At 59.6% G+C, this 24,662-nt stretch carries 18 protein-coding genes; 11 read left to right on the top strand and 7 right to left on the bottom strand.

Going from position 1 to position 24,662, the window contains the following annotated elements; translation table 11 throughout:
- Nucleotides 1-77 precede the first annotated feature (77 nt).
- From HKK55_RS25105 to HKK55_RS25125, 5 genes are all read left to right on the top strand, one after another.
- Complete coding sequence (locus HKK55_RS25105) at nt 78-1,064, top strand: asparaginase (protein WP_169357056.1); 987 nt, start codon at nt 78-80, stop codon at nt 1,062-1,064.
- Between the two features lie 52 nt (nt 1,065-1,116).
- A complete protein-coding gene (locus HKK55_RS25110) occupies nt 1,117-2,109 on the top strand; it encodes an AraC family transcriptional regulator (RefSeq protein ID WP_169357058.1) in 993 nt (330 codons plus the stop codon).
- Nucleotides 2,110-2,265: 156 nt separating this feature from the next.
- The gene (locus HKK55_RS25115) at nt 2,266-3,306 is read left to right on the top strand and encodes a histone deacetylase family protein (RefSeq protein ID WP_169357059.1); all 1,041 of its coding nucleotides are present in this window, start codon (nt 2,266-2,268) and stop codon (nt 3,304-3,306) included.
- The gene (locus HKK55_RS25120; RefSeq protein WP_169357061.1) at nt 3,303-4,394 is read left to right on the top strand and encodes a polyamine ABC transporter substrate-binding protein; all 1,092 of its coding nucleotides are present in this window, start codon (nt 3,303-3,305) and stop codon (nt 4,392-4,394) included. Before HKK55_RS25115 ends, HKK55_RS25120 begins: the two co-directional genes overlap by 4 nt.
- A 132-nt stretch (nt 4,395-4,526) precedes the next feature.
- Nucleotides 4,527-9,071 carry a DUF6543 domain-containing protein gene (locus tag HKK55_RS25125; protein WP_169357063.1) on the top strand — a complete coding sequence of 1,515 codons (4,545 nt, stop codon included), beginning with the start codon at nt 4,527-4,529 and terminating at the stop codon, nt 9,069-9,071.
- 12 nt (nt 9,072-9,083) lie between these two features.
- Here HKK55_RS25125 and HKK55_RS25130 read toward each other — a convergent pair whose 3' ends face one another.
- Nucleotides 9,084-10,637, bottom strand: a complete 1,554-nt coding sequence (locus HKK55_RS25130) for a PLP-dependent aminotransferase family protein (RefSeq protein ID WP_169357065.1) — start codon at nt 10,635-10,637, stop codon at nt 9,084-9,086.
- 103 nt (nt 10,638-10,740) lie between these two features.
- On the opposite strand from HKK55_RS25130, the gene HKK55_RS25135 reads away from it, so the two are divergent.
- The 3 genes from HKK55_RS25135 to HKK55_RS25145 are packed head-to-tail and all read left to right on the top strand — an operon-like array spanning nt 10,741 to nt 12,498.
- Nucleotides 10,741-11,376 carry an FMN-binding negative transcriptional regulator gene (locus HKK55_RS25135; protein ID WP_169357066.1) on the top strand — a complete coding sequence of 212 codons (636 nt, stop codon included), beginning with the start codon at nt 10,741-10,743 and terminating at the stop codon, nt 11,374-11,376.
- A complete protein-coding gene (locus HKK55_RS25140) occupies nt 11,373-11,819 on the top strand; it encodes a GNAT family N-acetyltransferase (protein ID WP_169357068.1) in 447 nt (148 codons plus the stop codon). The genes HKK55_RS25135 and HKK55_RS25140 overlap by 4 nt, the downstream gene beginning before the upstream one ends.
- Before the next feature lie 10 nt (nt 11,820-11,829).
- A complete protein-coding gene (locus tag HKK55_RS25145; protein ID WP_169357070.1) occupies nt 11,830-12,498 on the top strand; it encodes a GNAT family N-acetyltransferase in 669 nt (222 codons plus the stop codon).
- 62 nt (nt 12,499-12,560) lie between these two features.
- On the opposite strand, the gene HKK55_RS25150 is transcribed toward HKK55_RS25145, so the two are convergent.
- Nucleotides 12,561-12,854: a helix-turn-helix domain-containing protein gene (locus HKK55_RS25150; protein ID WP_169357071.1), complete on the bottom strand. Its 294-nt coding sequence runs from the start codon at nt 12,852-12,854 to the stop codon at nt 12,561-12,563.
- Nucleotides 12,851-14,191: a type II toxin-antitoxin system HipA family toxin gene (locus HKK55_RS25155; protein WP_237151294.1), complete on the bottom strand. Its 1,341-nt coding sequence runs from the start codon at nt 14,189-14,191 to the stop codon at nt 12,851-12,853. The genes HKK55_RS25150 and HKK55_RS25155 overlap by 4 nt, the downstream gene beginning before the upstream one ends.
- Before the next feature lie 227 nt (nt 14,192-14,418).
- Here HKK55_RS25155 and HKK55_RS25160 point away from each other — a divergent pair, with 227 nt between their 5' ends.
- A complete protein-coding gene (locus HKK55_RS25160) occupies nt 14,419-17,385 on the top strand; it encodes an autotransporter domain-containing protein (RefSeq protein WP_169357073.1) in 2,967 nt (988 codons plus the stop codon).
- 110 nt (nt 17,386-17,495) lie between these two features.
- A complete protein-coding gene (locus HKK55_RS25165) occupies nt 17,496-18,812 on the top strand; it encodes an autotransporter domain-containing protein (protein WP_169357075.1) in 1,317 nt (438 codons plus the stop codon).
- A gap of 75 nt (nt 18,813-18,887) precedes the next feature.
- Here HKK55_RS25165 and oadA read toward each other — a convergent pair whose 3' ends face one another.
- Both oadA and HKK55_RS25175 read right to left on the bottom strand, forming a co-directional pair.
- The gene (oadA, locus tag HKK55_RS25170; RefSeq protein WP_169357077.1) at nt 18,888-20,696 is read right to left on the bottom strand and encodes a sodium-extruding oxaloacetate decarboxylase subunit alpha; all 1,809 of its coding nucleotides are present in this window, start codon (nt 20,694-20,696) and stop codon (nt 18,888-18,890) included.
- 11 nt (nt 20,697-20,707) lie between these two features.
- On the bottom strand, nt 20,708-22,123 hold the full coding sequence (locus HKK55_RS25175) for an acetyl-CoA carboxylase biotin carboxylase subunit (RefSeq protein ID WP_169357078.1): 1,416 nt from the start codon (nt 22,121-22,123) through the stop codon (nt 20,708-20,710).
- A 196-nt stretch (nt 22,124-22,319) separates the two neighbouring features.
- Between HKK55_RS25175 and HKK55_RS25180 the strand changes: the two genes are divergently transcribed.
- Complete coding sequence (locus HKK55_RS25180; RefSeq protein WP_169357080.1) at nt 22,320-23,279, top strand: LysR family transcriptional regulator; 960 nt, start codon at nt 22,320-22,322, stop codon at nt 23,277-23,279.
- Here HKK55_RS25180 and HKK55_RS25185 read toward each other — a convergent pair.
- Together HKK55_RS25185 and hexR are read right to left on the bottom strand one after the other, a co-directional pair.
- Nucleotides 23,224-23,433 (bottom strand): PA3496 family putative envelope integrity protein, encoded by a 210-nt coding sequence (locus tag HKK55_RS25185; protein WP_169357081.1) that lies wholly within the window; start codon nt 23,431-23,433, stop codon nt 23,224-23,226. The two genes, HKK55_RS25180 and HKK55_RS25185, sit on opposite strands and share 56 nt — an antisense overlap.
- A gap of 222 nt (nt 23,434-23,655) precedes the next feature.
- A complete protein-coding gene (gene hexR, locus HKK55_RS25190; RefSeq protein ID WP_003187110.1) occupies nt 23,656-24,522 on the bottom strand; it encodes a transcriptional regulator HexR in 867 nt (288 codons plus the stop codon).
- Nucleotides 24,523-24,662: the final 140 nt, after the last annotated feature.

Here is a 24,662-nt window from a genome sequence, read left to right on the forward strand (position 1 = left end):
CGGATACCCCGTGACACACCGCCTGGCCTTGGGCATGCTCTGGGCCACGCGGTGTTTTTCGTTCAGGAGAATTCTCGATGTCCCCAGCTAACAACGTCATGGTGCTCTACACCGGTGGCACCATCGGCATGCAGGCCAGCGCTAATGGCCTGGCGCCTGCTTCGGGTTTTGAAGCGCGCATGAGCGACTTCCTCGCCAGCCAACCCCACATCAAAGTCCCTGCCTGGCGCTTCCGGGAAATGTCCCCGCTGATCGACAGCGCCAACATGACCCCCACCTACTGGCAGCGTTTGCGCATTGCCGTGATCGAAGCGGTGGATGCCGGCTGCGACGCCGTACTGATCCTGCACGGCACCGATACCCTGGCCTACAGCGCGGCGGCTATGAGTTTCCAACTGCTGGGCCTGCCGGCGCCGGTGCTGTTCACCGGCTCCATGCTGCCGGCCGGCGTGCCCGATAGCGATGCCTGGGAAAACGTCAGTGGTGCACTCGTGGCGCTGGGCGAAGGCTTGGCGCCGGATGTGCAACTGTATTTCCATGGCGAGCTGATGGCGCCGACCCGCTGCGCGAAGATTCGCAGTTTTGGCCGCCATCCGTTTGCCGCGTTGCAGCGCAATGGCGGCGTGGCCAAGGCTGACTCGGTGCCTGCGGCGCTGAATTATCGTCATGACAAAGTGCTCGCCAACGTCGGCGTACTGCCGCTGGTACCGGGCATCACCGCCGCGCAACTCGACGGACTGATCAACAGCGGCATTCAGGCACTGGTGCTGGAATGCTTCGGCAGCGGTACCGGGCCGAGCGATAACCCGGCGTTTCTCGCCAGCCTCAAGCGGGCTCAAGAGCTGGGCATCGTGGTCGTGGCAATCACCCAATGCCATGAAGGCGGCGTGGAGCTGGACGTGTATGAAGCCGGCAGCCGCTTGCGGGGTGTTGGCGTGTTGTCGGGAGGCGGCATGACCCGCGAAGCAGCGTTCGGCAAACTCAATGCACTGATCGGTGCCGGGCTCGCGACTCAAGAGATTCGCCGACTGGTCGAGCTGGACCTGTGCGGCGAGCTCAACTGATCGACGGCATATAACTTGCTCGCTTCCAGCCAACCCCTGGCTGGAAGCCCCCATGCTTCACTCGCACCTCACCACCCTCAATGCGGTCTCCCTGATACTCGATACCTTCAAGACCGAAGGCGTCGCCAGCGAGGTGTTGCTGGCCGGTAGCGGCATCTGCGGTGCCGACCTGAGCCGTGCCGACACGTGCATCACCACCAATCAGGAAATGCGCGTCTGCACCAATGCCGTGGCCTTGCGCCGGGATATCGGCCTGGAACTGGGCCAACGCATGCATGTGTCGTCCTACGGCATGCTCGGCTATGCGCTGCTGACCAGTGCCACCTTCGGTGACGCTTTGCGCCTGGCCCTGCGCTACCCGGCGCTGTTGGGAACACTTTTTGAGCTGAGCCTGGAAGAAGACGGTCAGCTAATCTGGTTCACCGCCAGCGATTACCGGGAAAACCCGGCGCTGACCGAATTCAATGTCGAGTTCTGCCTGGTCTCGCTGAAAGTCATCTGTGACGATTTACTGGGCCATCCCCTGACATTGCTCGGTGCCCGTTTTGAGCACTCGGCCCCCGACTACCGCGCGCGTTATGCCGAACGTTTCGACTGCCCGCTGCAGTTTGAAGCCACCGCCAATGCCTTCGCCTTCGACCGGCGCTGGCTGGATCAACCCTTGCCGTTGGCCGACGCCATCACCCATCGCGCCATGGCCGAGCGCTGCCGCAAACAGAACACCGAATTCACCGGGCGCCAGGCCTGGCTGGGCCGTGTGCGCCTATTGCTGACGGCGCAATTGAGCGTCGCACCGGGCATCGATGGACTGGCCGAGCAGATGAACTGTTCACCCCGCACCTTGCGCCGGCATCTGCATGACCTGGGTTGCAGCTACCAGGAACTGCTGGACGAACTACGCTTCGAGCGGGCTAAGCAGTTGCTGGGAGAGAATGGACTGCCGATCTATCGTATTGCCGAGCAATTGGGTTTCAGCGAAACCGCGAGCTTCAGGCATGCCTTCGTGCGCTGGAGCGGCGTAGCACCCAGCCAGTTCAGGCCGTGATGCGCCACGACCGGGCACGGCTGCTTCATTGAGGGGCGAATAACGGACATAGACTTTGGCCATATTTATCCCCTTTTGGCCGCTCCTGCCGTTCTCCAAAACCCCGCGCACCGCAACACTGCAAGGCATCCCAATCAGCCTGCGGAGAACAACAATATGCTGACGATCTACTCGGACGATCATCATCTGCACCACGGCCGTTGCGAATTGATGGACGGGAAATTGATGCCCTGCTTCGAAATGCCCTCCCGCGCCGACCATGTATTGCAACGGGTCAAGGATCGCGAGCTGGGCCCCGTGCAAGCCCCTCAGGACTTTGGCCTGGCGCCGCTGCAACGCATCCACAGCCGCGACTACCTGGACTTCTTCAAAGGCGCCTGGCAACGCTGGACCGAGTTTGGCCAGGACGGTGACCTGCTGCCCTACACCTGGCCGGCTCGTACCTTGCGCCGCGTATTGCCCACCAGCCTGCATGGCCAACTGGGCTATTACAGCTTCGACGGCGGCGCACCGATCACCGCCGGCACCTGGCAAGCGGCCTACAGCGCGGCCCAAGTAGCACTGACCGCCCAACAAGCGATCCAGCAAGGCGCCCACAGCGCCTTTGCTTTGTGCCGGCCGCCGGGACACCACGCCGCCGGCGACTTGATGGGCGGTTATTGCTACCTCAACAACGCCGCCATCGCCGCCCAGGCCTTTCTCGATCAGGGCCACACAAAGGTCGCGATCCTCGATGTCGATTACCACCACGGCAACGGCACCCAGTCGATTTTTTATGAGCGTAGCGACGTGCTCTTCACCTCGATCCATGGACATCCGGAAGCGGAGTTTCCGTTTTTTCTGGGCTATGCCGATGAGCGGGGTGACGGCGCAGGTGAAGGCTTCAACTTCAACTATCCACTGCCGGCGGGTTCCGGCTGGGACAGCTGGAGCGCCGCGCTGGAAGAAGCCTGCACGGAAATCGAGCGCTACGGTGCCGACGTCATCGTTGTCTCCCTGGGAGTGGACACGTTCAAGGACGATCCGATCTCACAGTTCAAACTCGACAGCCCCGACTACCTGCGCATGGGCCAACGTATCGCCCGCCTGGGCAAGCCGACGCTGTTCGTGATGGAAGGCGGCTACGCCGTGGAAGAAATCGGCATCAACGCCGTCAACGTACTCGAAGGCTTTGAACACGAGGGGTCGCCACAATGAACATGCTCAAGTCTCTGGTCCTGTGCACGGCGCTCATCGGCGGCGTCGCCCACGCCGAAGAAAAAACCCTGCGGGTCTACAACTGGTTCGACTACATCACCCCCAAAGCCCTGGAAGACTTCAAGGCCCAGAACCCCGCGATCAAACTGGTTTACGACATCTTCGACACCAACGAAGCCCTAGAAGCCAAGCTGCTCACCGGCAACTCCGGGTATGACGTGGTGGTGCCGTCCAATGTGTTCCTGGCCAAGCAGATCGAGGCCGGTGTATTCCAGCCGCTGGACCGCAGCCAGTTGCCGAACTGGAACCACCTCGATCCCAAGCTGATGAAGTTGATCGAGGCCAACGACCCGGGCAATAAATTCGCCGTGCCTTACATGTACGGCACCATCCTCATCGGCTTCAATCCAGACAAGGTCAAGGCGGCGCTGGGCGCCAATGCACCCGTGGACAGCTGGGACCTGATCTTCAAGGAAGAGAACATCAGCAAGCTCAAGCAGTGCGGCGTCGCGTTGCTGGATTCGCCGTCGGAGATCCTGCCGCTGGCTTTACAGCACCTGGGCCTGGACCCCAACAGCAACAACCCCAAGGACTATGAAAAAGCCGAAGCGTTGCTGATGAAGATTCGCCCCTACATCACCTACTTCCATTCCTCCAAATACATGGCAGATATCGCCAACGGTGACATCTGCGTCGCCGTCGGTTACTCCGGTAGTTTCTCCCAGGCCGCCAACCGCGCCAAAGAAGCCAAGAACGGTGTGATCGTCGACATGCGCCTGCCCAAGGAAGGCGCACCGATCTGGTTCGACATGCTCGCCATTCCCAAAGGCGCGAAGAACCCGCAGGACGCCTACACCTTCATCAATTACCTGCTGCAACCCAAAGTGATTGCGCCCGTGAGCGATTTCGTCGGCTACCCCAACCCGAACAAGGACGCCACCGAGTTGGTCGACCCGGCGATCCGCAATAACCCCAACCTGTACCCCACCGAAGCGGCGATGGCCACGCTGTACACCTTGAAGCCATTGGACAGCAAAGCTGAACGCGCCCGGACTCGCGCCTGGACCAAGATCAAGTCCGGGACCTGAGCCACGCACTGGCCGGGGCAGACAGACCTGCCCCGGCCTATCTAACTACTACCTGCCACACCACACACCTCGTTAGCTTTTTGCCTCGCAACGGTACCGCTCACCGGTACCGATCACGGCAAGGAAAAGGCTATGAGCGCAACCCCTTCAACCCCACACGCCACTCCACTGACACACCCACTACTGGAAAAGGCCCTACTCACCCGCCTGAGCTACGAAGGGCCAACCCTCCACGAAGTCGCCTCGAATCTGCTGCGCGTAGAGCTGAAAACCCTCTACCCCGATCTGGACATCGACCCCGACGACACCATGATCGCTACCCCGGCGTGGGGCCTCATCGATAACGAGTTGGTCTGCAGTCACATCCGGTACGTCTCCTTGAGCCGAACCCTGATCGGCCAGTGCCTGGAAGAAACGGTCGCCAACTTCCTGGAAGGGGAACACTTTCTTACGCGCCAACCTTTGTCCGACAACCCGGTGCACCTGGAAGTCAGCATCGAAAAAATCGCACAACTGCTTAATGATTTAGCCTCCGTGTTTTTCTTCTCATTCAAGGAGCAGCAACTGGCCTTCTGGAACGCCACAGGCGCCAAGCTGCCTCGCTGGCAAGAGCTTTCCGATGGCCTTCGTAAAGCACTGAATGTGCAGAAAGTCGGGGGTTGGGATGCCGATCACTGCGCCATCGCCCAAGCGGTATCGACATTCCCCGACAAGCAGGAACGTGTAACCCGACGACCAGAGATGGCAGACATCCAAGCCTGCCTGGTCGACATCGACATCCCAAACGGGAAGGCCCTTAAACATCTATCACTGGCAGGTATCGCGGTTCTACAAGGCCGCTACAAACAACGCGACATCCTGCTGATGTACACCGTCGAATTCGGCTATGAAACATTCAGCTCGGTGAAAGCGCTGGGTGTCGCACTACGCCCACTATTCGAACCGCTGGAAGCTTCAGAGCCGTTTTCCTGGCGGCTGGTCGAGCCGGAAGGCAACTTCTTCGACCATATGGCCTGGGCCTTGATCAGCACTCAGCTCAAGAAAATCGAATCACTCAATATCATCGATCCGCCAACGCCCTCCACTCAGGAAAACGACGTTACGCCTCCTTCGACCGATGAATTCAGTGACCGGGAAACAACCCGACTGACGCAACTTGAAGAGGCGATACCCGACTGGCTGCTCCAGGCGTCGACACATGAACTGAGCGACTACAGCCAATACCTGATTGAACTGAGCACGCTGCGTAATCAGACACCGGATGACCTGTTCAGCATTCCCCCGATTAACGCCTTCGCCCAAAAGACAATGCGTGAAGCCATCATTGCCGACAAGACAAAGGAAGGCGCCGGCAAACTGCCGCTCGATGAACTGCAAATCATCCTGACGGAAAGCTTCACAGCAGGTGTATTTACCCTGCCCAATCCGTTCGAACGGCGTGTCCAGACCCTTGGCGAATATGGCCTCACCAACTCGCCACCCTACCTGGCCAGCGCAAGCTTCAAACATGGGCAAACCGTTCCTGACTGGCTCACCATCAGCTATCTGACGGACATTGCGGAACACGTCGACATCGGTAAGGTTTACCCCCACTTGATCAAAAGCAACCTGGTCGATGACCCGCACGAAGCACCCCGACAAAAGCAATTCCACAGCCGCCAACTACGTTCGATGCTCCCGCTGCTGGCGCTGGAATGCAAAGTCAAACAACAGGGCAATGTGGATGCCCAAGGCTATCGCTACATCGCCGAACTGGTTCAGCCGACGCCCGATAACCGACAGCCTATCGTGATCAGACCGCTATCGATTCGCCCACAGGGTCGGTTCAGCAGCACCAGCGATAACATTCTCAATATGTTTATTATTGGCCCGCGCGACCCGGATGACGGACCGTGCCTGCTCTATCGTCCCTTGCTGGACAACCCACTGCTGCAGTTCCAGTCACTCCAGAACATGCTCTATGCCATGCACCAACCGGGCGAACTGCGCGACTCGATACTTGCCTGGCTGCCTGACCGGGCGCTGAGCTTCAACTACTCCCAATATATCTTCCCCATTGGCCTGCCTTCGCCTTGGCTGACGATTCAGTCGTTGTCTGAGCCATTGAGCCTGCACGAGTGGACAGGGCCCGTCGTTTTCTCCAGCACTGAACTGACGGGCGATATTTTTGGTGCCCTCTTTGACGCCAACACGAAGGCCATGATCGAACTGGCAGACCGCCAATCGCTGTCCAACGCCGAGAGACAGTGGGCCTTGCTCGCAGACAGTGGCTGGGCGATTTTCAACGTGGCCTCGAACTTTCTGAACGGGTCCGCAGGTGTAGCGGTATGGGCCTGGCAAGTCATCAGCGATATCCAACAAACGGTGGATGCCCACAATCAAGGCGACGACCTGATCCAATGGACAAGCTTGGGCGATGTATTGATGGCGCTGGCGATCATGGTTGCCCATCAGGCCCATCATCATCGCCAAACAGGAACCAAACAGCACGCTCATTTCAGGCCAGTGTTCACAGAGGGTGAAACATCGACGGCGATGCAAAACCGCCCCACGACGGTCGCCCACGGCTCATTGCCCCACAGTGAATACGCAACCATCGCAATTGCAGGTTCGGTGCCGCGTCGAACACCTGAGCAACTGAATACCTACCTGGACAGTCTCAAGGTCGCGGCGCCAAACCTGCAGGACAACGCAATAACACTCACCGCCTCACCGGCTTCACCGGCTTCACCATTGCATCAGTTACAGGACACCCATTACGCACAGGTTGGCCAACGCTGGTTTGAGGTGGTGGCTGATGAAGATGAAAACATCCTGGTACTCGACCCCCAACACCCTTCCCGGGAAGGCCCTCGCCTGAGCCATGGGCCCACGGGCTCTTGGCGCATCGATACCAGCTTGCGCTTGCTCGGCAGCGGCGTAAGCCTGAAAAGCCAACTGAAAACCAAGCGATTGGCCAAGGCGCAGCGCCTAAAGGTGTTGGATGAGCAGTTGGAAGAACGCAAGGCAAGAGAAAAGCCGCTGAAGACTGAGCTGCAGGCGTTGTATCGAGACTTCATGCAGGAACAAGAATCATCGCAGTATCAGCTGAAACTGCAGCGCAGTCTGGCCAAGACCGAAGAACTCAGCACGCTTTACCAAGAAACGCTGGCGCTGTTCAAAAAGTGGCGAGAGGCAGGGGGCACTGAGGGGTACACACAGGAATTGCTCAGGCTGAGCATTGAACACCACAAGCACCTCAGCCTGTGGATATCAATCAAGCAAATTGGCTATTCAGGCGTCATGTCACGTATCGAGAGCGCCTTGAAGTCTGAGCCAGGTCCTTCTCGACAACCACTTCTGGACGATATCAACCTGGGCGTTCAACTCAGTCACGACATGCAAGCCAAGCTGGGACTCCTGAACCAAATGCAGGGTGAACTCGCTGGCCTCGGCGCTCCCGGCGTCATGGAGGTCGTACGGTTAAAAGCATTGGCCCCCAAGTTCACTAAATGGGACTTGAAAACCAATGAAATCGCCACCGCCTACGAACTGTGCATCCGTGAACAGGCCGCTCAGGACATGGAGGAAGCGCGAACGATGGTCGCCTACGTCGTACACCGCGCAGGATTGGCCAGCAAATCGCTGGTGCACATGATGCGAGGTATAGAGGACGGCCCGGCGGGGGAAGACCAGATCGAACACCTGCTCGGAATCGTGGATGACTACACCAGCGCCAGCCAGCGTATCGATGAGCTACCAGGGGACTACCCGGACCTGGTTGAGCCAACTCAATTGGCACGCCTGAAGGTACTGGTCGAGGAGTTTCAGCACCTGGCACAGGGCAAACTCAATAGCCTGCTTTCACAACAGACTGCTTCCGCCAGGAACACCGCCGGTCCTTCCAGGCCTCGCCCCAAAATAAAAATCACCAAAACCCGCCCCCAAGATCAACCCAAAAAATCAGCTGATACCCCCAAACAAGAGCCGCTGAAGCTTATCCAGCCCTGGGCCGTTCACTCTTCAACCAGCCACGGCGACTATGCCCAAACGATCAGCGACGCGATGGACCTCAACATAGACACCAACGCCTTTATCAAACGCACGCAAAAGGACGCCCTCAAACCCAATCGGGTACCTGCAGACATGCAGGATATTTTCGACCAACAAGCCCTCAAGCTGGAACTGGCTGCCACGACGGTCGAAACGCTCAATTCGGATGCATCCAACGCCGGAAAGCTCGCCCCGGTGGCCGGTCTGCCCGTAGAGTTGCGTGAGGCTGCCGCCCGGCTACGCCGTGAAGGCATCAATACCCGGGCGAAAATCCTCAAGACCCGCAAACCCCGCCAGGCCTATTTTCAGTGGCTGCTCGACAACGATCAGGTCCGGGTCACTCGCAACGCCGCCGGCAGAATCAAGACCCAGCAGCAGGATTACTTCCAGGAGTACGTGATTCTCGACACGGCCAACAAGGATCAACCCTTATGGCTGGCCCACTTCCACTACCCAAGTCTCAAGACCCCCGCCAACACGTTCACCGCAGCTCATCTCAAGATTGCCGACTCGCATTTGCAGCAATTCACCCCTGCCGTCCAGCACGAGCTGAACCACCGTACCCCCTTGGATAACCAAGTGCGCAAGCTCAGCGATCCACTGATGCAGGCAGTATTTCTGAAGCTAGAACGCCCTCTGCGTTGACCGCGCGATGCGCTACCGGGGCAGCCACGCCTTGTGCAACCGCGCCAGCGCATCAGTGATAGCGGCCTCGGGCACTGCGGCAAACCCCAGCACCAAGCCGGCACGCTGATCCGGTGGAGTGCTGGAGTCCGGTAGCCAATAGCTGCTCAAACCATTGACCTCGACATCAGCCTCGCGCGCCTGGCCCTGCAATTCATCTTCTCTGGCCAGGCTGTCCACCCTCACTGTCAGGTGCAGACCTGCCGCAACACTGGGCAGGTTGCCCATGCCTGGCACGTCGGCGGGCCAACCGGCCAGCAAGGCGTTGCGCCGACTCAAGGCCGCTCGGCGCATGCGGCGGATGTGCCGCTGGAAATGCCCTGCCGCCATGAACTCGGCCATTACCGCCTGAGTACTGACTTCCGAGTGCCGCACATCCACGGCACGGCGCTGGGAGAAGGCGTCCACCAGGCCTGGCGGCAATACCAGGTAACCCAGGCGCAACGCCGGAAAAGCGACTTTGCCGAAGGTGCCGACGTAGAGCACCCGCCCGCTGCGGTCCAACGCTGCCAACGGCGCCAGGGGAGCGCCGCTGTAGCGGTACTCGCCGTCATAGTCATCCTCGATGATCCAGCCGCCGCTGCGCTCGGCCCAGGCCAGTAATTCCAGGCGTCGGGCCAGGCTCATCACCACCCCCATTGGGTATTGGTGGGAGGGCGTGACGTAGGCCAGACGACAATCGTTAAGCATGTTCAGTGCGGTGCAGTCGATGCCTTCACCGTCCACCGCCACGCCGTGGAGTTTCGCACCCGCAATCGCGAACGCATGCCCGGCCGCCCGATAGCCCGGGTTTTCAATGGCTACCGTGTCCCCAGGCGCCACCAGCAACTGTGCACAAAGGCTAATTCCCTGCTGCGCGCCACTGGTGATCACTATTTGCTCAGCCGTGCACTGCATGCCTCGAGAACTGCGCAAATAGGCAGCGATCAGTCCACGCAGTCGCTCATCTCCCGCCGGGTCGCCATAACACAGTTGCTGCAGGTCGGGCTTGCGCCAGAAAGCCGCATTCAGCTTGGCCCAGACGTCAAACGGAAACAGGTCGAAGGCCGGTACGCCCACGCGAAAAGCTCGCGGCGGGCCAGCGGGAGGCTGAGGTAAATGGTTGTTTTCCAGCCGTGCCAAAGCGGGACTGTGGATAACTTTACTGGACGAAATCCCAGTGGAATTTAATGATTTTGTGGATAAGGTTGGGGATAAGCCTGTTGAAAACCCTGTGGATAGTTTTGTGGATAGTTTTTTTGCCGCCCCCTCGCTTGTCGGCAGTTGTGCCACATAGGTCCCATCACCAACCCGTCCTTCGATAAAGCCTTCGGCATAGAGCTGATCGTAGGCCCGCACCACGCTGTTACGGGAAATCGACAAGGCAGCCGCCAGATCCCGACTGGCTGGCAGCCGCGTGCCACCGACCAACCGCCCATCTAGGACTCGCTGGCGCAGGGCCTGGTACAGCTGACGCGTCAGCCCCTGTCGTCGATCCAGTTCGATTCCGGCAGGGTTGAACGACAGCGGTGGCTCTAACGAGGGCATGGCAAACGCTCCGCGAATTGGACCTATGAAATGGACCAAAGATGGCTCTTACAACGAACCATTAGCCTGCCTAGGATGTAGCCATTCGCCAAGGAAAATATTCATGTACACACCCCGCGCCTTTGCCCTCGATGATTTGCCCGAACTCCAGCAACTGATCCAGCACACACGCCTGGCGCAGGTGGTAACCTTTGGCGAACAAGGCCTGCAAGCCAGCCACCTGCCGCTGCTGCTCAACCCCGATGAAGGTCCCAATGGCACCCTCTACGGGCACATGGCCAAGGCCAATCCCCAGTGGCAAGACCTGCAAAACGGCAACGAGGCCCTGGTGATTTTTGCCGGTGCCGATGCGTACGTCAGTCCATCGTTTTACCCGGCCAAGGCTGAACACGGCAAAGTGGTGCCTACCTGGAATTACCTCGCAGTCCATGCTTACGGCCAGGCTGAGGTGTTCACCGATGCCGAGCGTCTACTCAAGCTGGTCAGCGCTCTGACCAATCGCCACGAATCCACTCGGACCCAGCCGTGGAAAGTCAGCGATGCCCCGGCGGACTACATTGACGGCATGCTCAAGGCCATTGTCGGCTTCGCCCTGCCGATCCAGCGCCTGGTGGGCAAACGCAAACTCAGCCAGAACCGCAGCGCAGCAGACATCGCCGGCGTGCGCGAAGGGCTGGCTGCAAGCTCGGACCTGCGCGACCAGACCCTCGCCCGATTCATCCCCAAGGAGCCAACATGAGCCAGATCGAAATCCGCCGGGTAGAAACCGCCGACCACGCTGCCTGGTTGCCCCTGTGGCAAGCGTACTTGCGCTTCTACAACACTGAACTGCCAGACGCAGTCAGTGCCAGCACCTGGCAACGCATGATCGACCCCAGCGAGCCGACTCACTCGGCCCTTGCCTGGCAGGACGGCAAGGCTGTGGGCATGGTCAACTTCATCTACCACCGCTCCAACTGGAGCATCGAGAACTCCTGCTACCTGCAGGACTTGCTGGTAGACCCGGCTCAACGGGGTACCGGTGTGGGCCGCAAACTGATTGAGTTCGTCTACACCACCGCCAAGGCGGATGGCTGCTGCAAGGTCCACTGGTTGACCCACGAGACCAACACCACCGCTATTCAACTCTATGAACGCATCGCCGAACGTCCTGGTTTCATCCAGTTTCGCAAAGGCCTTTAAGGAGCACCGTATGTCGACATCACTGGCAGACTGGAAAGGCGTTCCCGCACCGACGGTCCAACTGATCGAAGGGCGCTTTATCCGCCTGGAAAAACTTGACCCGGCCCGCCACAGCGATGGCCTGTGGCAAGCCCTCGCAGGCCCCGGCGCCGACCCCAAGTTGTGGGACTATTTGCCCTACGGCCCCTTCGAGCGCAGCGCGTTCGATGCCTGGCTGGACAACCACGCGGCCAACAGCGACCCGTACTTCTTCAGCGTCATCGATCGCGCTACCGGCGAGGTGCAAGGCATCCTCAGCCTGATGTCCATCGTCCCGGCCCAGGGCCGTATCGAAATCGGCCACGTCACCTTCGGCGCACCGATGCAGCGCTCGCCGAAAAGCACCGAGGCGGTGTACCTGCTGGCCAGGCATTCATTCGAACAGGGCTACCGCCGCCTGGAATGGAAGTGCAACAACGGTAACGCCCGCTCCAAATATGCGGCCGAGCGCCTGGGCTTCAGTTTTGAAGGAGTGTTCCGCCAGCACATGGTGGTCAAGGGGCAGAACCGGGATACGGCGTGGTTTTCGATTCTGGATTCGGAATGGCCGGCGATTGGGGCAGGGTTTGAGCACTGGCTTTCGGATGAAAACCAGGCCGGTGACGGGCAGGTGAAGACGCTGGCGGAGTGCCGGGCCTGAGCCATTGATCGTTCCCGCTGCATGGGAACGATCATCCTGAACAGATCAGGCGACAATTTTTCTTAGAACGTCACCATTTCCGGGTAGATCCGCCGTACCCTCATCACCCCCATTTGCAGTCCAAATGGGCGGAATACGGCATTCAACGACTTCAAAGTCGGATTCCCTTGTCCGTGTTCGATATGCACCAACGTACGAACTGAAATTTTGCACATTTTGGCGAATTGGCTTTGATGCAAACCGGTGGCCTCCACGCGCAAACGACGCACCGCTTCTCCTATCTCCAACGTTCCTTGGGCAAACCCTCGCTCGATGCTCTCTATCAACTGGGCACGGTCGTCGACTGAAAGTGTCATTTCAACCCCCAGCTATTCAAGTGTTGATCAAGGCCGCGCAACTTAATGCCGGGATGGTTCAAAGTAACGTCCGGCAATCCGTTGTCCGCCAGAACGTCCGGCAGTGCCCGCAAGTGCTCGGCGTCTTGTCGGAGCCGCTCAAAAGCTTGTTCGGGATCAATGAACGGTGAAAGAACATCACAGACGCCACGCCAGTCGATATCACCTGCCACCTCCAGAGAACGCGGCCATTTCGTCGTGCGGGTAATGCCCTCGTCATCCATGACCATAGGCGCCAGATCATAAATAGGCGCCAGACGTAGGCTGTCAGTACCTCGAATAATCGAAGTGTTACGCCCATGATTGTCTGAGTTGCCCAAGATTTTGTTCAGCAAGTCACGACGCAGATAGTCTGCAATCAAATCGGTCACTTGGTCGCCCTGGTTGGCCTGTTTCCATTTGCCGACCAGTGCACGCACCACGTCCAAGTGCGACATGGCACTGCCGGGCGCAGTGTTACCTGCCAATGAGTAAATTGACTCGACCGCAAAACGCTCGACCCCTTGAGTACTGACATTACGGTCAAAACGGTGCATCCATAAGCTGGGCTTTATCCCTTCGCCATCCTCCAGCACCAATCCCTCGGCCGCGACAGTATCGATGCCCAGTGCCTGTAGTGCCTTGTAGTAGTGGAATTCGCTCCTGAGAATGTCTTGGTCTCTCTGCAAACCTTTATTGCGAGCGAACTTGATAAACCAGTGCTGGCTGACGTGCTCATCGCTCAATACCGCGTCGGGGTACAGGAGCCCTTCATGGTTCTGAGCCAACAATAATTTCGGCGCCTCGCCACCCGCGCCAGTGGCACCACCAATCGCGGCACCTTCTTCGTAGGCGTACTCAAGAAAACGGGTGTCGCGCTCAACCACTTCCTTGCGTGCAAACCCTATGGCTGGCCGCCCCTCGTCTGCCTGCACAGACTCCTTGATACGCATATGGCCAATCGGCGCCTGCGTACTACGTGCCAGCAGAAACAGATCAGCGCCGATATGATCCGGTTTTTGCCGCCCAATGCGCTCCATAAGGAAACGCTTTGCAGCGCCCGCAGGTGCAATGTCATAGAGAAAGGCCGGAGCTTGCCCCGGTGTCTCCTGCGCCCAATTCAATGGCACCTGGGCACTGACCGCGTTGGCAAATATAGTTTCAACCCGCTCGTAATGACTGTTCAGGTAATCGGAGTCATAGGAAAACCGGCAAGGGCTGGCAAAACCATTTTGCGGCTCAGCAAATTCGAGAATCATCGCGTCCTGCCAATGGCATTTATCGAAAATCTGAAGCGTCAGCCTGAAAGAGGTATCCATCCGCAATTTAATGCACCTGAAAGGCAGTAGAGGGTAATTCATTTGCAATATAGTGCATAAACACAATCTGCGCAGACCTACAAGCGCAATAAAATGCGTACATGCTAAGCATCAGGTAAAATAAACGCAATAAAATGCACATCCCTCTTCGTCGCTTCCCTGACATATTCCTGTAAACACCCTCCGCTATACAGGTCGCCTCGTTTCCTAAAACAAGGTCGATCACCATGCCCTCCTCGCCTCACCGTCTTGCGCTCACCCTCGCCCTGCTGACCGGCGGCGGCTTCGTTGAACTGGCGCAGGCCAAGACAGTGCAGATCGACACACCAACCACTACCGCGCAAACCCTGGGCGGCAGTGACACGCTGACGACCTCGGCACCCGGCAGCATCACCACCGCCAAGGTGGCGGTCACCCTCAAGGACGGTACCAGCGGCAAGGGCGTGGTGATTGATAACGCGGGCACCCTCGTCTCCACTGGAGGCCGGGCCATCGACAGCAGTGGCGACCTCACCAAGGCGCGCAACTACAGCATTTACAACCGCGCAGGCGGAGTGATCCAGGGCGCCAACGACGCGCTGCGCATTGACAGCAACTTCGCCAGCGGCAGCCTGTTGATCGACAACAGCGGCACCATTCGCTCTGCCACCGGCCAAGGCCTGGACCTGGATGCAGTCCGCAGCAATAACGTGACCACCACCCTCATCAACCGCGCAGGCGGGTTGATCCGGGGCGATGCCAGTGACGGCATGAAGACCGGCGCCAACGCCACCCTCACCAACTACGGCGAGATTTCCACCGGCGACACCTTCTCCCGGGATGACAAGTTCGATGGCGTCGATATCGACTCGGCCACCGGCGTGACCGTGACCAACTACGGGACCATTTCCGGTGGGCGTCACGGCATTACCACTGACCTGGGCGCAACGTTGACCAACTACGGCACAGTGATCGGTCGCAACGGCTCCGGCTTTGGTTCTGATGGCGACGGCACGGTGATCAACCACGGCACCATCACCGGCGCGTATTCCGGGCTGCAACCTGATGGCGATGGTGACGGCGTGGACATCGACAAGATCGCCCATATCGAAAACTACGGCGTCATCCAAGGCACAGGCGCGGGCGGTGTCGACAAGAACGGCTTTGCCAACGGCAGCGAAGGCATCGCCCTCGGCGGCGGCTATGTATTCAACGGCGTTGGCGCACGCGTGAGCGGCGCCAACAACGCGATCCTGGTGGACGACGGCAGCGACGGATCCGGATTGGCCGCCACCACCCTGGAAAACCACGGCACCATCGAAGGTCTGAATGGCTTTGGCGTGAAGTTCGTCGGCGAGTTTGCCGACACGGTAATCAACGCCGGCTTGATCAGCGCCAGCAACGGCCTGGCCCTGGATCTGGGCGGTGGCGATGACAACCTGATCCTGCGCAACGGCAGCCGTTTTGTCGGCGTGGTGGACGGCGGCAGCGGTTACGACCGCCTGACCATGGACGACACCGCCGGCGGCAGTTTTGGTGACAGTCGTAACTTCGAATCGCTGAACGTCAAACAGGGCACCTGGACCCTGACCGGCAGCGGCGACTTCAGCGACGGTGGAGAGATCTACAGCGGTGCCAAGCTGATCAACCAGGGAGGGATCGTCGGCAACCTGACGGTCGACGAAGGGGGGATTTATGCAGGTGGCGGCAGTGTCGGCAGCCTGTTGGTCAAAGGTACGCTGCAGACCAACACGGCGCTGGGCACCGCCAGCATCACCCGCGACCTGACCATGACCAGCGGCTCGACCCTGGCCTATGGCGTCAACGCCGATGGCAGCAGCGCACCGATCAACGTCGGCGGCACCGCCTACCTCAATGGCGCAACCCTCGCCGTGAATCCCGGCAGCGGTGCTTATCCATGGCAGAGCCATTACACGGTGCTGCAGGCGGGCAGCATCAATGGCACCTTCAGCACGGTCACCAGCGACTATGCCTTCCTGACCCCTACCCTGGATTACAGCCCGACCCAGGTCGGCCTGACCTACGCCCGTAACGATGTAGCGTTCAATCAGTTCGCCAGCACCGGCAACGGCAGTAGCGCCGCCAACAGCCTGGCGACCCTGGGCAAAAACAACGCGCTGTATAACGCCCTGCTCAACACCACCACTGGCACCGCAGGCGCAGCCATCGAACAATTGGCGGGCAGCAGCACCGCCAACCTGACCAGCGCCACCCTCGGCGCCAGTGCCCAGGTCGGCACCAGCATGCTGACAGCCCTGCATCAACTGGGCGGCGGTGCAGGATTGCTGGTCGGGGTTGATCAGGGCGATACACCTGCTCTCGCGGCCACTGGCGTACCGGCCGAGGCGCGCAACCTCAATGACCCAAATGCCCGAGGCCGCCTATGGCTGCAAGGCATCGGCAGCTACGGCAAGCTCGACGGCGACCACGGCAGCAATGGCCTGACCCAGCGCACCAAGGGCAGCGTGCTCGGCGCCGATTGGGCGCTCAACCCTGAGTGGCGGGTGGGTGTGCTGGCCGGCTATTCGAAGACCGACCTGGACACCACCGGCGTCGACGGCAGCGTCGACAGCTGGCACGCCGGGGTCTACGCCATGCGCCAGAGCGGGCCGCTGGCCTTGCGCCTGGGGGCGGCTTACAGCGGGCATCAAGGAGACAGCAAACGCACCGTGACCTTCAATGGTTTCAACGACCGGCCCAAGGGTGACTACGACGCCAACAGCCAGCAAGCTTTCGCCGAAGTGGGTTATGCCATGGGCAGCGGGCGCCTGAGTGCCGAGCCGTTCGCCAACCTGGGTTATCAGCGCTACCACCGTGACAGCTATAGCGAAAAAGGTGGCGCTGCGGCGCTGCGGGTCGAGGGGCAAACCCAGGATAATTTCAGCAGTACTTTCGGTCTGCGCCTGGCGCATTTGAGCCAACTGGAAAGCGGCATCAGCCTCACGCCACGGATCAGCGCCGGCTGGAAACATACCTACGGCGACGTCGACAGCAGCACCCGCCAAGCCTTCCTGATGGGGGGCACCGCCTTCAATGTCGAAGGCAGCGCCCTGGATCGCGACAGCTTGCTACTGGAAGCAGGGCTGGATATCGGCCTGTCGGCACGCCATACCCTCGGTGTCGGCTACAGCGGTGAAATCGGCAGTAACAGTCGCAATCATGGCCTGATCGGGCAATGGCAGATGAGTTTTTAATCGCGCCAGACTAGAGACGCCTCCCGCAAACGAGGAGTAAAAGCCCTGACAGTTATTGCCGCTGCGCCTCGCTAAATTCCCCGACCTCATACATCAGAGGTTGGGACAGCATGCCTTTCACATCACAGCGACTCGTACTCGCCATTGCCCTCGCGCTGGGCGCTACCAGCATTCAATACGCTCAGGCACGGGGAGACATGGAGCCGGACAGCGAGTGGTTCACCCAAAGCTCCGTTGACGACACAAAGGAGCAACACCACCCCGCGCTACCCGAGCCCACCACCGACTTCTACTTCGCCGACCACGCGACCTCCCGCAACGGCCTGCGCGCGGCCCACGTACTGGACTCTGCCGTCGATGCCCTGTTGGATTCGGACGAGTTGACCGAGTGGGATCGATACGAGCTCGAGAATATCGGGCAGTACCTGAGCGGCCTGGAACCGGGCCGGGTCGGTGCCGTCCTGGAGCAACTGGCGGCCAGTCAGAATGCCAACCTGGGTACCGCCACCCAAAAAGGCATGGAACAAATAAACAGCGGCTTGCTGCTTGCCATGCGCCAATTGCCCGACAGCCCAGGCGAGTCTGGCGGTCGCGTCTGGGTCCAGGGCCTGAACAACGGTGGCCGCCTGGACGGGCAACATGGCAGTGCCGGCTTGCAGCAAGACACCAAAGGCATGGTGATCGGTGCCGACTGGGCCGTGACCCATGATTGGCGAGTGGGATTAATGGGCGGTAAATCCGCCAGCAACTTTGACGCCAAACGCTTTCACGCCGAACTGGATAGCTGGCACCTGGGCGCTTACGCCGTGCGCCAGGATGGCCCCCTGGCGCTTCGCCTCGGGGCGATGTACAGCAACCATGACGGTCAGAACAAACGGGATGTCGACATTGAGTTCTTCGACTACCGGGAGCAACTCAAGGGCAAGTACAACGCCCAAAGCCAAAACGCCTTCGCCGAGCTGGGTTACCAAATGGGCAACGGTGACTTCAGCGCCGAGCCGTTCGCCAACATCGGCTACCAGCGCTATCACCGTGACAGCTTCAAGGAAAAAGGTGGCTTGACGGCCCTGAACGTCGGCGGACAGACCCAGCAAAATCTCAGCAGTACCTTCGGTATCCACCTGGCCAGCCTTTACCGGCTGGATAACCAGATGAGCCTGAAGCCACATCTGAGCACCCGCTGGAAACACTTGTACGGCAACGTCGACAGCAAGGTTCGGCAGTCTTCCGCCCTGGCAGACAAAAAGGACTTCAACAGCGACTTCACTATCGAAGGCACTGCCCTGGACCGCGACAGCCTGGCCCTGCAAGCTGGCCTGGACCTTGGCTTGTCCGCCGACCAGACCGTAGGACTGGCCTACACCAGCGAGTTTGGCAGCCGCAGTCGTAACCAGGGCATCATTGGCCAATGGGCCATGGCCTTCTGACGTGGCTGAATTGCAGGCAAAAAAAGGGGGCACATGCCCCCCCGAGGATTAAACGGTAGTCTCGAAGGCTGTGTTTCAGCCTTCGATTTCGATCAGGATTTCGCCAGGGTTGACCCGGTCGCCCTTGGCCACATGAACAGCGCTAACCTTGCCGGCGATAGACGCCTGGACTTCGGTCTCCATCTTCATGGCTTCAGTGATCAGCACGGCCTGGCCGGCTTTCACCACGTCGCCTTCCTTGACCAACACGTCGACGATATTGCCCGGCATCGCGGTGCTGACATGGCCCGGCTCGCTGGCATGCTTGCGCTTGCTGCCGCCACTGCTGACAAACTCGTTGAGCGGCTCGAACACCACTTCTTCCGGCATGCCATCGATGGACAGGTAGAAGTGACGCTTGCCTTCGGCCTTGACGCCCACACCGGTGATGTCGACGCGGTAGCTTTCGCCATGGACGTCGATAACAAATTCAGTCGGCACGCCTTCGCCACCAGCACGCGCCACACCGCCGGCTTCCGGGATCGGCAACAGCACTTCCGGCGTCAGGGTGCCGGCGTCGCGCTCCTCAAGGAACTTGCGGCCGATATCCGGGAACATCGCGTAGGTCAGCACGTCTTCTTCGGACTTGGCCAACGTACCGATTTCGCCACGCAGCTTGGTCATTTCCGGCTTGAGCAAGTCGGCCGGACGGACGTCGATCACCTCTTCGCTACCGATGGCCTGGCGACGCAGTTTTTCATTCACCACGCCCGGCGCCTTGCCGTAGCCGCCTTGCAGGTACAGCTTCACTTCGTTGGTGATGGTCTTGTAGCGCTCACCAGCCAACACGTTGAAGAACGCCTGGGTGCCGACGATCTGCGAAGTCGGGGTTACCAGTGGCGGGAAGCCAAGGTCTTCACGCACACGCGGAATCTCTGCCAACACTTCGCTCATGCGGTTCAGCGCGCCCTGCTCTTTCAACTGGTTGGCCAGGTTGGAAATCATCCCGCCCGGTACCTGATTGACTTGCACGCGGGTGTCGACGGCAGTGAATTCGCTTTCAAACTGGTGGTACTTCTTGCGGACGGCATAGAAGTACAGGCCGATTTCCTGCAGCAGTTCCAGGTTCAGACCGGTGTCGAACTCACTGCCTTTAAGGGCTGCGACCATCGACTCGGTGCCCGGGTGGCTGGTGCCCCAGGCGAAGCTGGAGATGGCGGTGTCGATATGATCGGCGCCGTTTTCGATGGCCTTGAGTTGGCACATCGCGGCCAAACCAGCCGTGTCGTGGGAATGGATGAACACCGGCAGGGTCTGCTCGGCTTTCAGCGCCTTGACCAGTTCGCCGGTGGCGTACGGGGTCAACAGGCCGGCCATGTCCTTGATCGCCACCGAGTCGCAACCCATGGCTTCCATTTGCTTGGCCTGGGCCACAAAGGCTTCGATGGTGTGTACCGGGCTGGTGGTATAGGCGATGGTGCCTTGGGCGTGTTTGCCGGCGGCTTTCACCGCTTCGATGGCCACGCGCAGGTTACGCACGTCGTTCATCGCATCGAAGATACGGAACACGTCGATACCGTTAACGGCGGCCTTGGCGACGAAGGCTTTGACCACGTCGTCGCTGTAGTGGCGGTAGCCCAGCAGGTTCTGGCCGCGCAGGAGCATTTGCAGGCGGGTGTTAGGCAACGCCGCACGCAGTTTGCGCAGGCGCTCCCATGGGTCTTCTTTGAGGAAGCGCACGCAGGCGTCGAAAGTCGCGCCGCCCCAGACTTCCAGGGACCAGTAGCCGACTTTGTCGAGCTTGTCGCAGATCGGCAGCATGTCGTCGGTGCGCATGCGGGTCGCCAGCAACGATTGGTGGGCGTCGCGCAGGATAGTGTCGGTTACGAAGATCTTTTTAGTCATTGGAATATTCCTCACAGGCCTGCGTGGGCGGCGATGGCGGCGGCGATGGCCAGGGCCAGCTCTTCGGGTTTGCGCTTGATCGAGTAGTTGGTCAGCTCAGGATGGCTTTCCACGAAACTGGTGTTGAACTGGCCGCTACGGAATTCCGGATTACGCAGGATTTCCTGGTAATAGGCGGCGGTGGTCTTCACGCCTTGCAGGCGCATGTCGTCCAGCGCGCGCAGGCCACGGTCCATTGCTTCTTCCCAGGTCAACGCCCACACCACCAGCTTCAGGCACATGGAGTCGTAGTAAGGCGGAATGGTGTAGCCGGTGTAGATCGCCGTGTCGGTGCGCACGCCGGGGCCGCCGGGCGCGTAATAACGGGTGATCTTGCCGAAGCTCGGCAGGAAGTTGTTCTTCGGGTCTTCGGCGTTGATCCGGAACTGCAACGCGAAACCACGGTGCTGGATGTCTTCCTGCTTGACCGACAACGGCAAGCCCGACGCGATGCGGATCTGCTCGCGAACAATATCGATGCCGGTGATTTCTTCGGTGATGGTGTGTTCCACCTGCACCCGGGTGTTCATCTCCATGAAGTACACCTCGCCCTCGGCGAGCAGGAACTCCACGGTGCCGGCGTTCTCGTAGCCCACGGCCTTGGCGGCACGCACCGACAAGTCGCCAATGTAGGCGCGCTGTTCCGGCGTCAGTTGCGGGCTGGGAGCGATCTCGATGAGCTTCTGGTTGCGGCGCTGGATCGAGCAGTCGCGCTCGAACAGGTGCACCACGTTGCCAAAGCTGTCACCGAGGATCTGCGCTTCGATGTGCTTGGGATTAACGATGCACTTTTCCAGGAACACTTCCGCCGAACCGAAAGCTTTGGTGGCTTCGGAAATAACCCGAGGGAAGGCTTGTTCAAGTTCTTCACGGCTGTTGCAACGACGAATGCCGCGACCGCCACCACCCGAGGTGGCCTTGAGCATCACCGGGTAACCAATGCGGTCGCCTTCGGTCAGCGCTTCGGCGATATCCGCGACGTTGCCTTCGGTGCCGGGGGTGACCGGCACGCCAGCCTTGATCATGCTGCGGCGGGCTTCGGTCTTGTCGCCCATGCGGCGGATGACTTCCGCCGACGGACCAATGAATTTGATTCCACGTTCAACGCAAATATCTGCCAGCTCGGCGTTTTCCGAGAGGAAGCCGTAGCCAGGGTGCAACGCGTCGCAACCGGTTTCCACCGCCAGGTTCACCAGCTTGCGCGGGTTCAGGTAGCCGGCCAGAGGCTCGGCACCGATGCTGTGGGCCTCGTCGGCACGCTTGACGTGCAAGGCATGGCGGTCGGCATCGGAATAGACCGCGACCGAGCGAATGCCCATCTCGGCGCAGGCACGCACGATTCGTACGGCAATCTCACCACGGTTGGCGATCAGGATCTTTTTTATCACTTGGAAATTCCCTTGAGCCGATTGCTGCGTTCTTCGACCCACTGGACCCGGGTCGGCGCGTGACCAAATGTTTCAAGCCAGTCGCGTGACACACACTATGCCCCGGGAAGGATTAACAAAAATCAATAATAATTGGGTCGTGTATAAGTAAAGACTTATAGTTGGCGCAACGGCGGTGGTCAGGGGTGTTTAGATAATGCGTAAGTCATTGATGCGTATGACATTGCGTCAGTTGCAGATTTTCAATGAGGTCTGTGATTTACGTTCCTATAGCCGTGCGGCCGAGGAAATGTCCCTCACACAACCGGCTGTTAGCCTACAAATTCGCCAACTGGAAGAGCTGATTGGCCAGCCTCTGTTCGACTACGTCGGCAAAAAGCTCTACATGACGGAAGCGGCTGAAGCACTGCAAAAGGCCAGCCGGGACATTTTCGGGCGCCTGGAAAACCTCGATATGCAGCTCTCGGACATGCAGGGCTCATTGCAGGGGCAACTGAAGCTGGCGGTGGAGTCCAGCGCCAAGTATTTCGTGCCGCACCTGTTTGCCGCCTTCAAGCGCCAACACCCAGAGGTCAATCTGCACCTGACGGTGGTCAACCGCGCCCAGGTGATTCGCCGGCTTTCCGACAACCGCGACGACCTGGTGATCATGTCCATGGTGCCCCAGGACATGGGCCTGGAGTTCCTGCCGTTTCTCAACAATCCGATTGTCGCCGTAGCACCGCCCGACCACCCACTAAATCTTCAGGGGCCGTTGCGTCTGCAGGACCTTGAACCTTACACCCTGCTGTTGCGCGAACCAGGCTCCGGAACCCGGATGGCTTGCGAGGAGTACTTCAAGGAGAAACGCGTGCACTTCACCCAGACGGTGGAAGTGGCCTCCGCCGAAGCTCAGCGTGAATGCGTGGTCGCCGGGTTGGGTGTGGCCCTGTTGACGCGCCACGCCTTGAACCTGGAGCTGGCCACCGGCGGACTCAAAGAGCTGCCGGTGGAAGAGCTGCCGCTGTACCGCAGTTGGTGCCTGGTGCAGGCCAAGGCCAAGCGCCTGTCACCGGTGGCCCATGCATTCCTGGGCTTTATCCGCAGCGAGCGAGTGCAGATCAGCGCCCTGGCTGAGCGCTTCGCTGGGCGGCCACTGGTGCCTGCCAGTGTGTGACAAGCTGTAATTCCGGGTAGTCGGTGATGTCCTGGAGCAATTGACGCTGTTCACAGCGGTCTTCAATTGCACGACGGAACGCCATGCGGCGCTGGTCTTCCTGTTGGCGACGAGTCTTGACGGTGCTGGTGCTGTCTTCGTATTGCCGGGCCATTTCGAGTCTCCCAATGCGAGTACGGGGAGCTCAGGATGGGCGCAGGGGATGACGGTTTAGCGGCGCGGGGATGACAAGCTGATGAATCTTCTGGATATGACGCAATTCAAAATGTGGGAGCGGGCTTGCTCGCGAAAGCGGTCTATCAGTAAACACCTCAGTGCCTGACACTCCGCTTTCGCGAGCAAGCCCGCTCCCACATTTTTAGACCGCGCATGACCTCTAGTCGTCTAGGGCTTTGACTGACTTGGGCGACAGACGAAGGCTACGCAGGCTGCGCTTGACGCTCTTGAGGTGGTTGACCAGGCTCGGTCCACGGGCCATGGCCACGCCCATTGCCAGCACGTCGATCACCACCAGATGGGCGATACGCGAGGTCAGCGGGGTGTAGATTTCGGTGTCTTCGTGTACATCGATCGCCAGGTTGACCGTCGACAGCTCCGCCAAGGGCGTCTGGCTCGGGCACAGGGTAATCAGTGACGCGCCGCTTTCACGCACCAGGTTGGCAGTGATCAGCAGGTCCTTGGAACGACCGGACTGGGAAATACAGATCGCCACGTCGGTGGGTTTCAAGGTCACCGCCGACATCGCCTGCATATGCGGGTCGCTGTAGGCCGCCGCCGTCAGCAGCAAGCGGAAAAATTTGTGCTGGGCATCCGCCGCTACCGCACCCGAAGCGCCAAAGCCGTAAAACTCCACACGCTGGGCCTGGGACATCGCCGTCACCGCCTTCTGCAGCGCCACCGGGTCGAGTTTTTCCCGCACTTCCATGAGCGTGTGCAAGGTGGTGTCGAAAATTTTCAGGCTGTAGTCGGCGACGGAGTCGTCTTCGTGAATGGCGAACTGCCCGAAGCTCGCCCCGGCGGCCAGGCTCTGGGCCAGCTTGAGCTTCAAGTCCTGGAACCCGGAGCAACCGATGGCGCGGCAGAAGCGCACGATGGTGGGCTCACTGATACCCACGCTGTGGGCCAGGTCAGCCATGGAACTGTGCATCACAGCCGCAGGATCAAGCAGCACGTGATCGGCAACCTTGAGTTCCGATTTGCGTAACAGGTGGCGCGACTGGGCGATATGTTGCAACAGGTTCAAAGGGCTGGACTCTTGTTATTGGCTGACGCCAGGGATGTAGCAAGCTTGTAGTTATACTACAAGAATTGTCGGTTTGCCCGTTCGATGCATCACTTAATCGCCCTGCTGCCCCCTATTTTGGCGGACACGTTCCATGTAGC

Origin of the sequence: Pseudomonas sp. ADAK18 (assembly GCF_012935695.1) — a bacterium.
Classification (GTDB): Bacteria; Pseudomonadota; Gammaproteobacteria; order Pseudomonadales; family Pseudomonadaceae; genus Aquipseudomonas.

Bases quoted from the DNA above. Each gene is read 5' to 3' on its own strand.
- HKK55_RS25105 (WP_169357056.1), top strand. From the start codon at position 78: ATGTCCCCAGCTAACAACGTCATGGTGCTCTACACCGGTGGCACCATC.
- HKK55_RS25110 (WP_169357058.1), top strand. From the start codon at position 1,117: ATGCTTCACTCGCACCTCACCACCCTCAATGCGGTCTCCCTGATACTC.
- HKK55_RS25115 (WP_169357059.1), top strand. From the start codon at position 2,266: ATGCTGACGATCTACTCGGACGATCATCATCTGCACCACGGCCGTTGC.
- HKK55_RS25120 (WP_169357061.1), top strand. From the start codon at position 3,303: ATGAACATGCTCAAGTCTCTGGTCCTGTGCACGGCGCTCATCGGCGGC.
- HKK55_RS25125 (WP_169357063.1), top strand. From the start codon at position 4,527: ATGAGCGCAACCCCTTCAACCCCACACGCCACTCCACTGACACACCCA.
- HKK55_RS25130 (WP_169357065.1), bottom strand. From the start codon at position 10,637: ATGCCCTCGTTAGAGCCACCGCTGTCGTTCAACCCTGCCGGAATCGAA.
- HKK55_RS25135 (WP_169357066.1), top strand. From the start codon at position 10,741: ATGTACACACCCCGCGCCTTTGCCCTCGATGATTTGCCCGAACTCCAG.
- HKK55_RS25140 (WP_169357068.1), top strand. From the start codon at position 11,373: ATGAGCCAGATCGAAATCCGCCGGGTAGAAACCGCCGACCACGCTGCC.
- HKK55_RS25145 (WP_169357070.1), top strand. From the start codon at position 11,830: ATGTCGACATCACTGGCAGACTGGAAAGGCGTTCCCGCACCGACGGTC.
- HKK55_RS25150 (WP_169357071.1), bottom strand. From the start codon at position 12,854: ATGACACTTTCAGTCGACGACCGTGCCCAGTTGATAGAGAGCATCGAG.
- HKK55_RS25155 (WP_237151294.1), bottom strand. From the start codon at position 14,191: ATGGATACCTCTTTCAGGCTGACGCTTCAGATTTTCGATAAATGCCAT.
- HKK55_RS25160 (WP_169357073.1), top strand. From the start codon at position 14,419: ATGCCCTCCTCGCCTCACCGTCTTGCGCTCACCCTCGCCCTGCTGACC.
- HKK55_RS25165 (WP_169357075.1), top strand. From the start codon at position 17,496: ATGCCTTTCACATCACAGCGACTCGTACTCGCCATTGCCCTCGCGCTG.
- oadA (WP_169357077.1), bottom strand. From the start codon at position 20,696: ATGACTAAAAAGATCTTCGTAACCGACACTATCCTGCGCGACGCCCAC.
- HKK55_RS25180 (WP_169357080.1), top strand. From the start codon at position 22,320: ATGCGTAAGTCATTGATGCGTATGACATTGCGTCAGTTGCAGATTTTC.
- HKK55_RS25185 (WP_169357081.1), bottom strand. From the start codon at position 23,433: ATGGCCCGGCAATACGAAGACAGCACCAGCACCGTCAAGACTCGTCGC.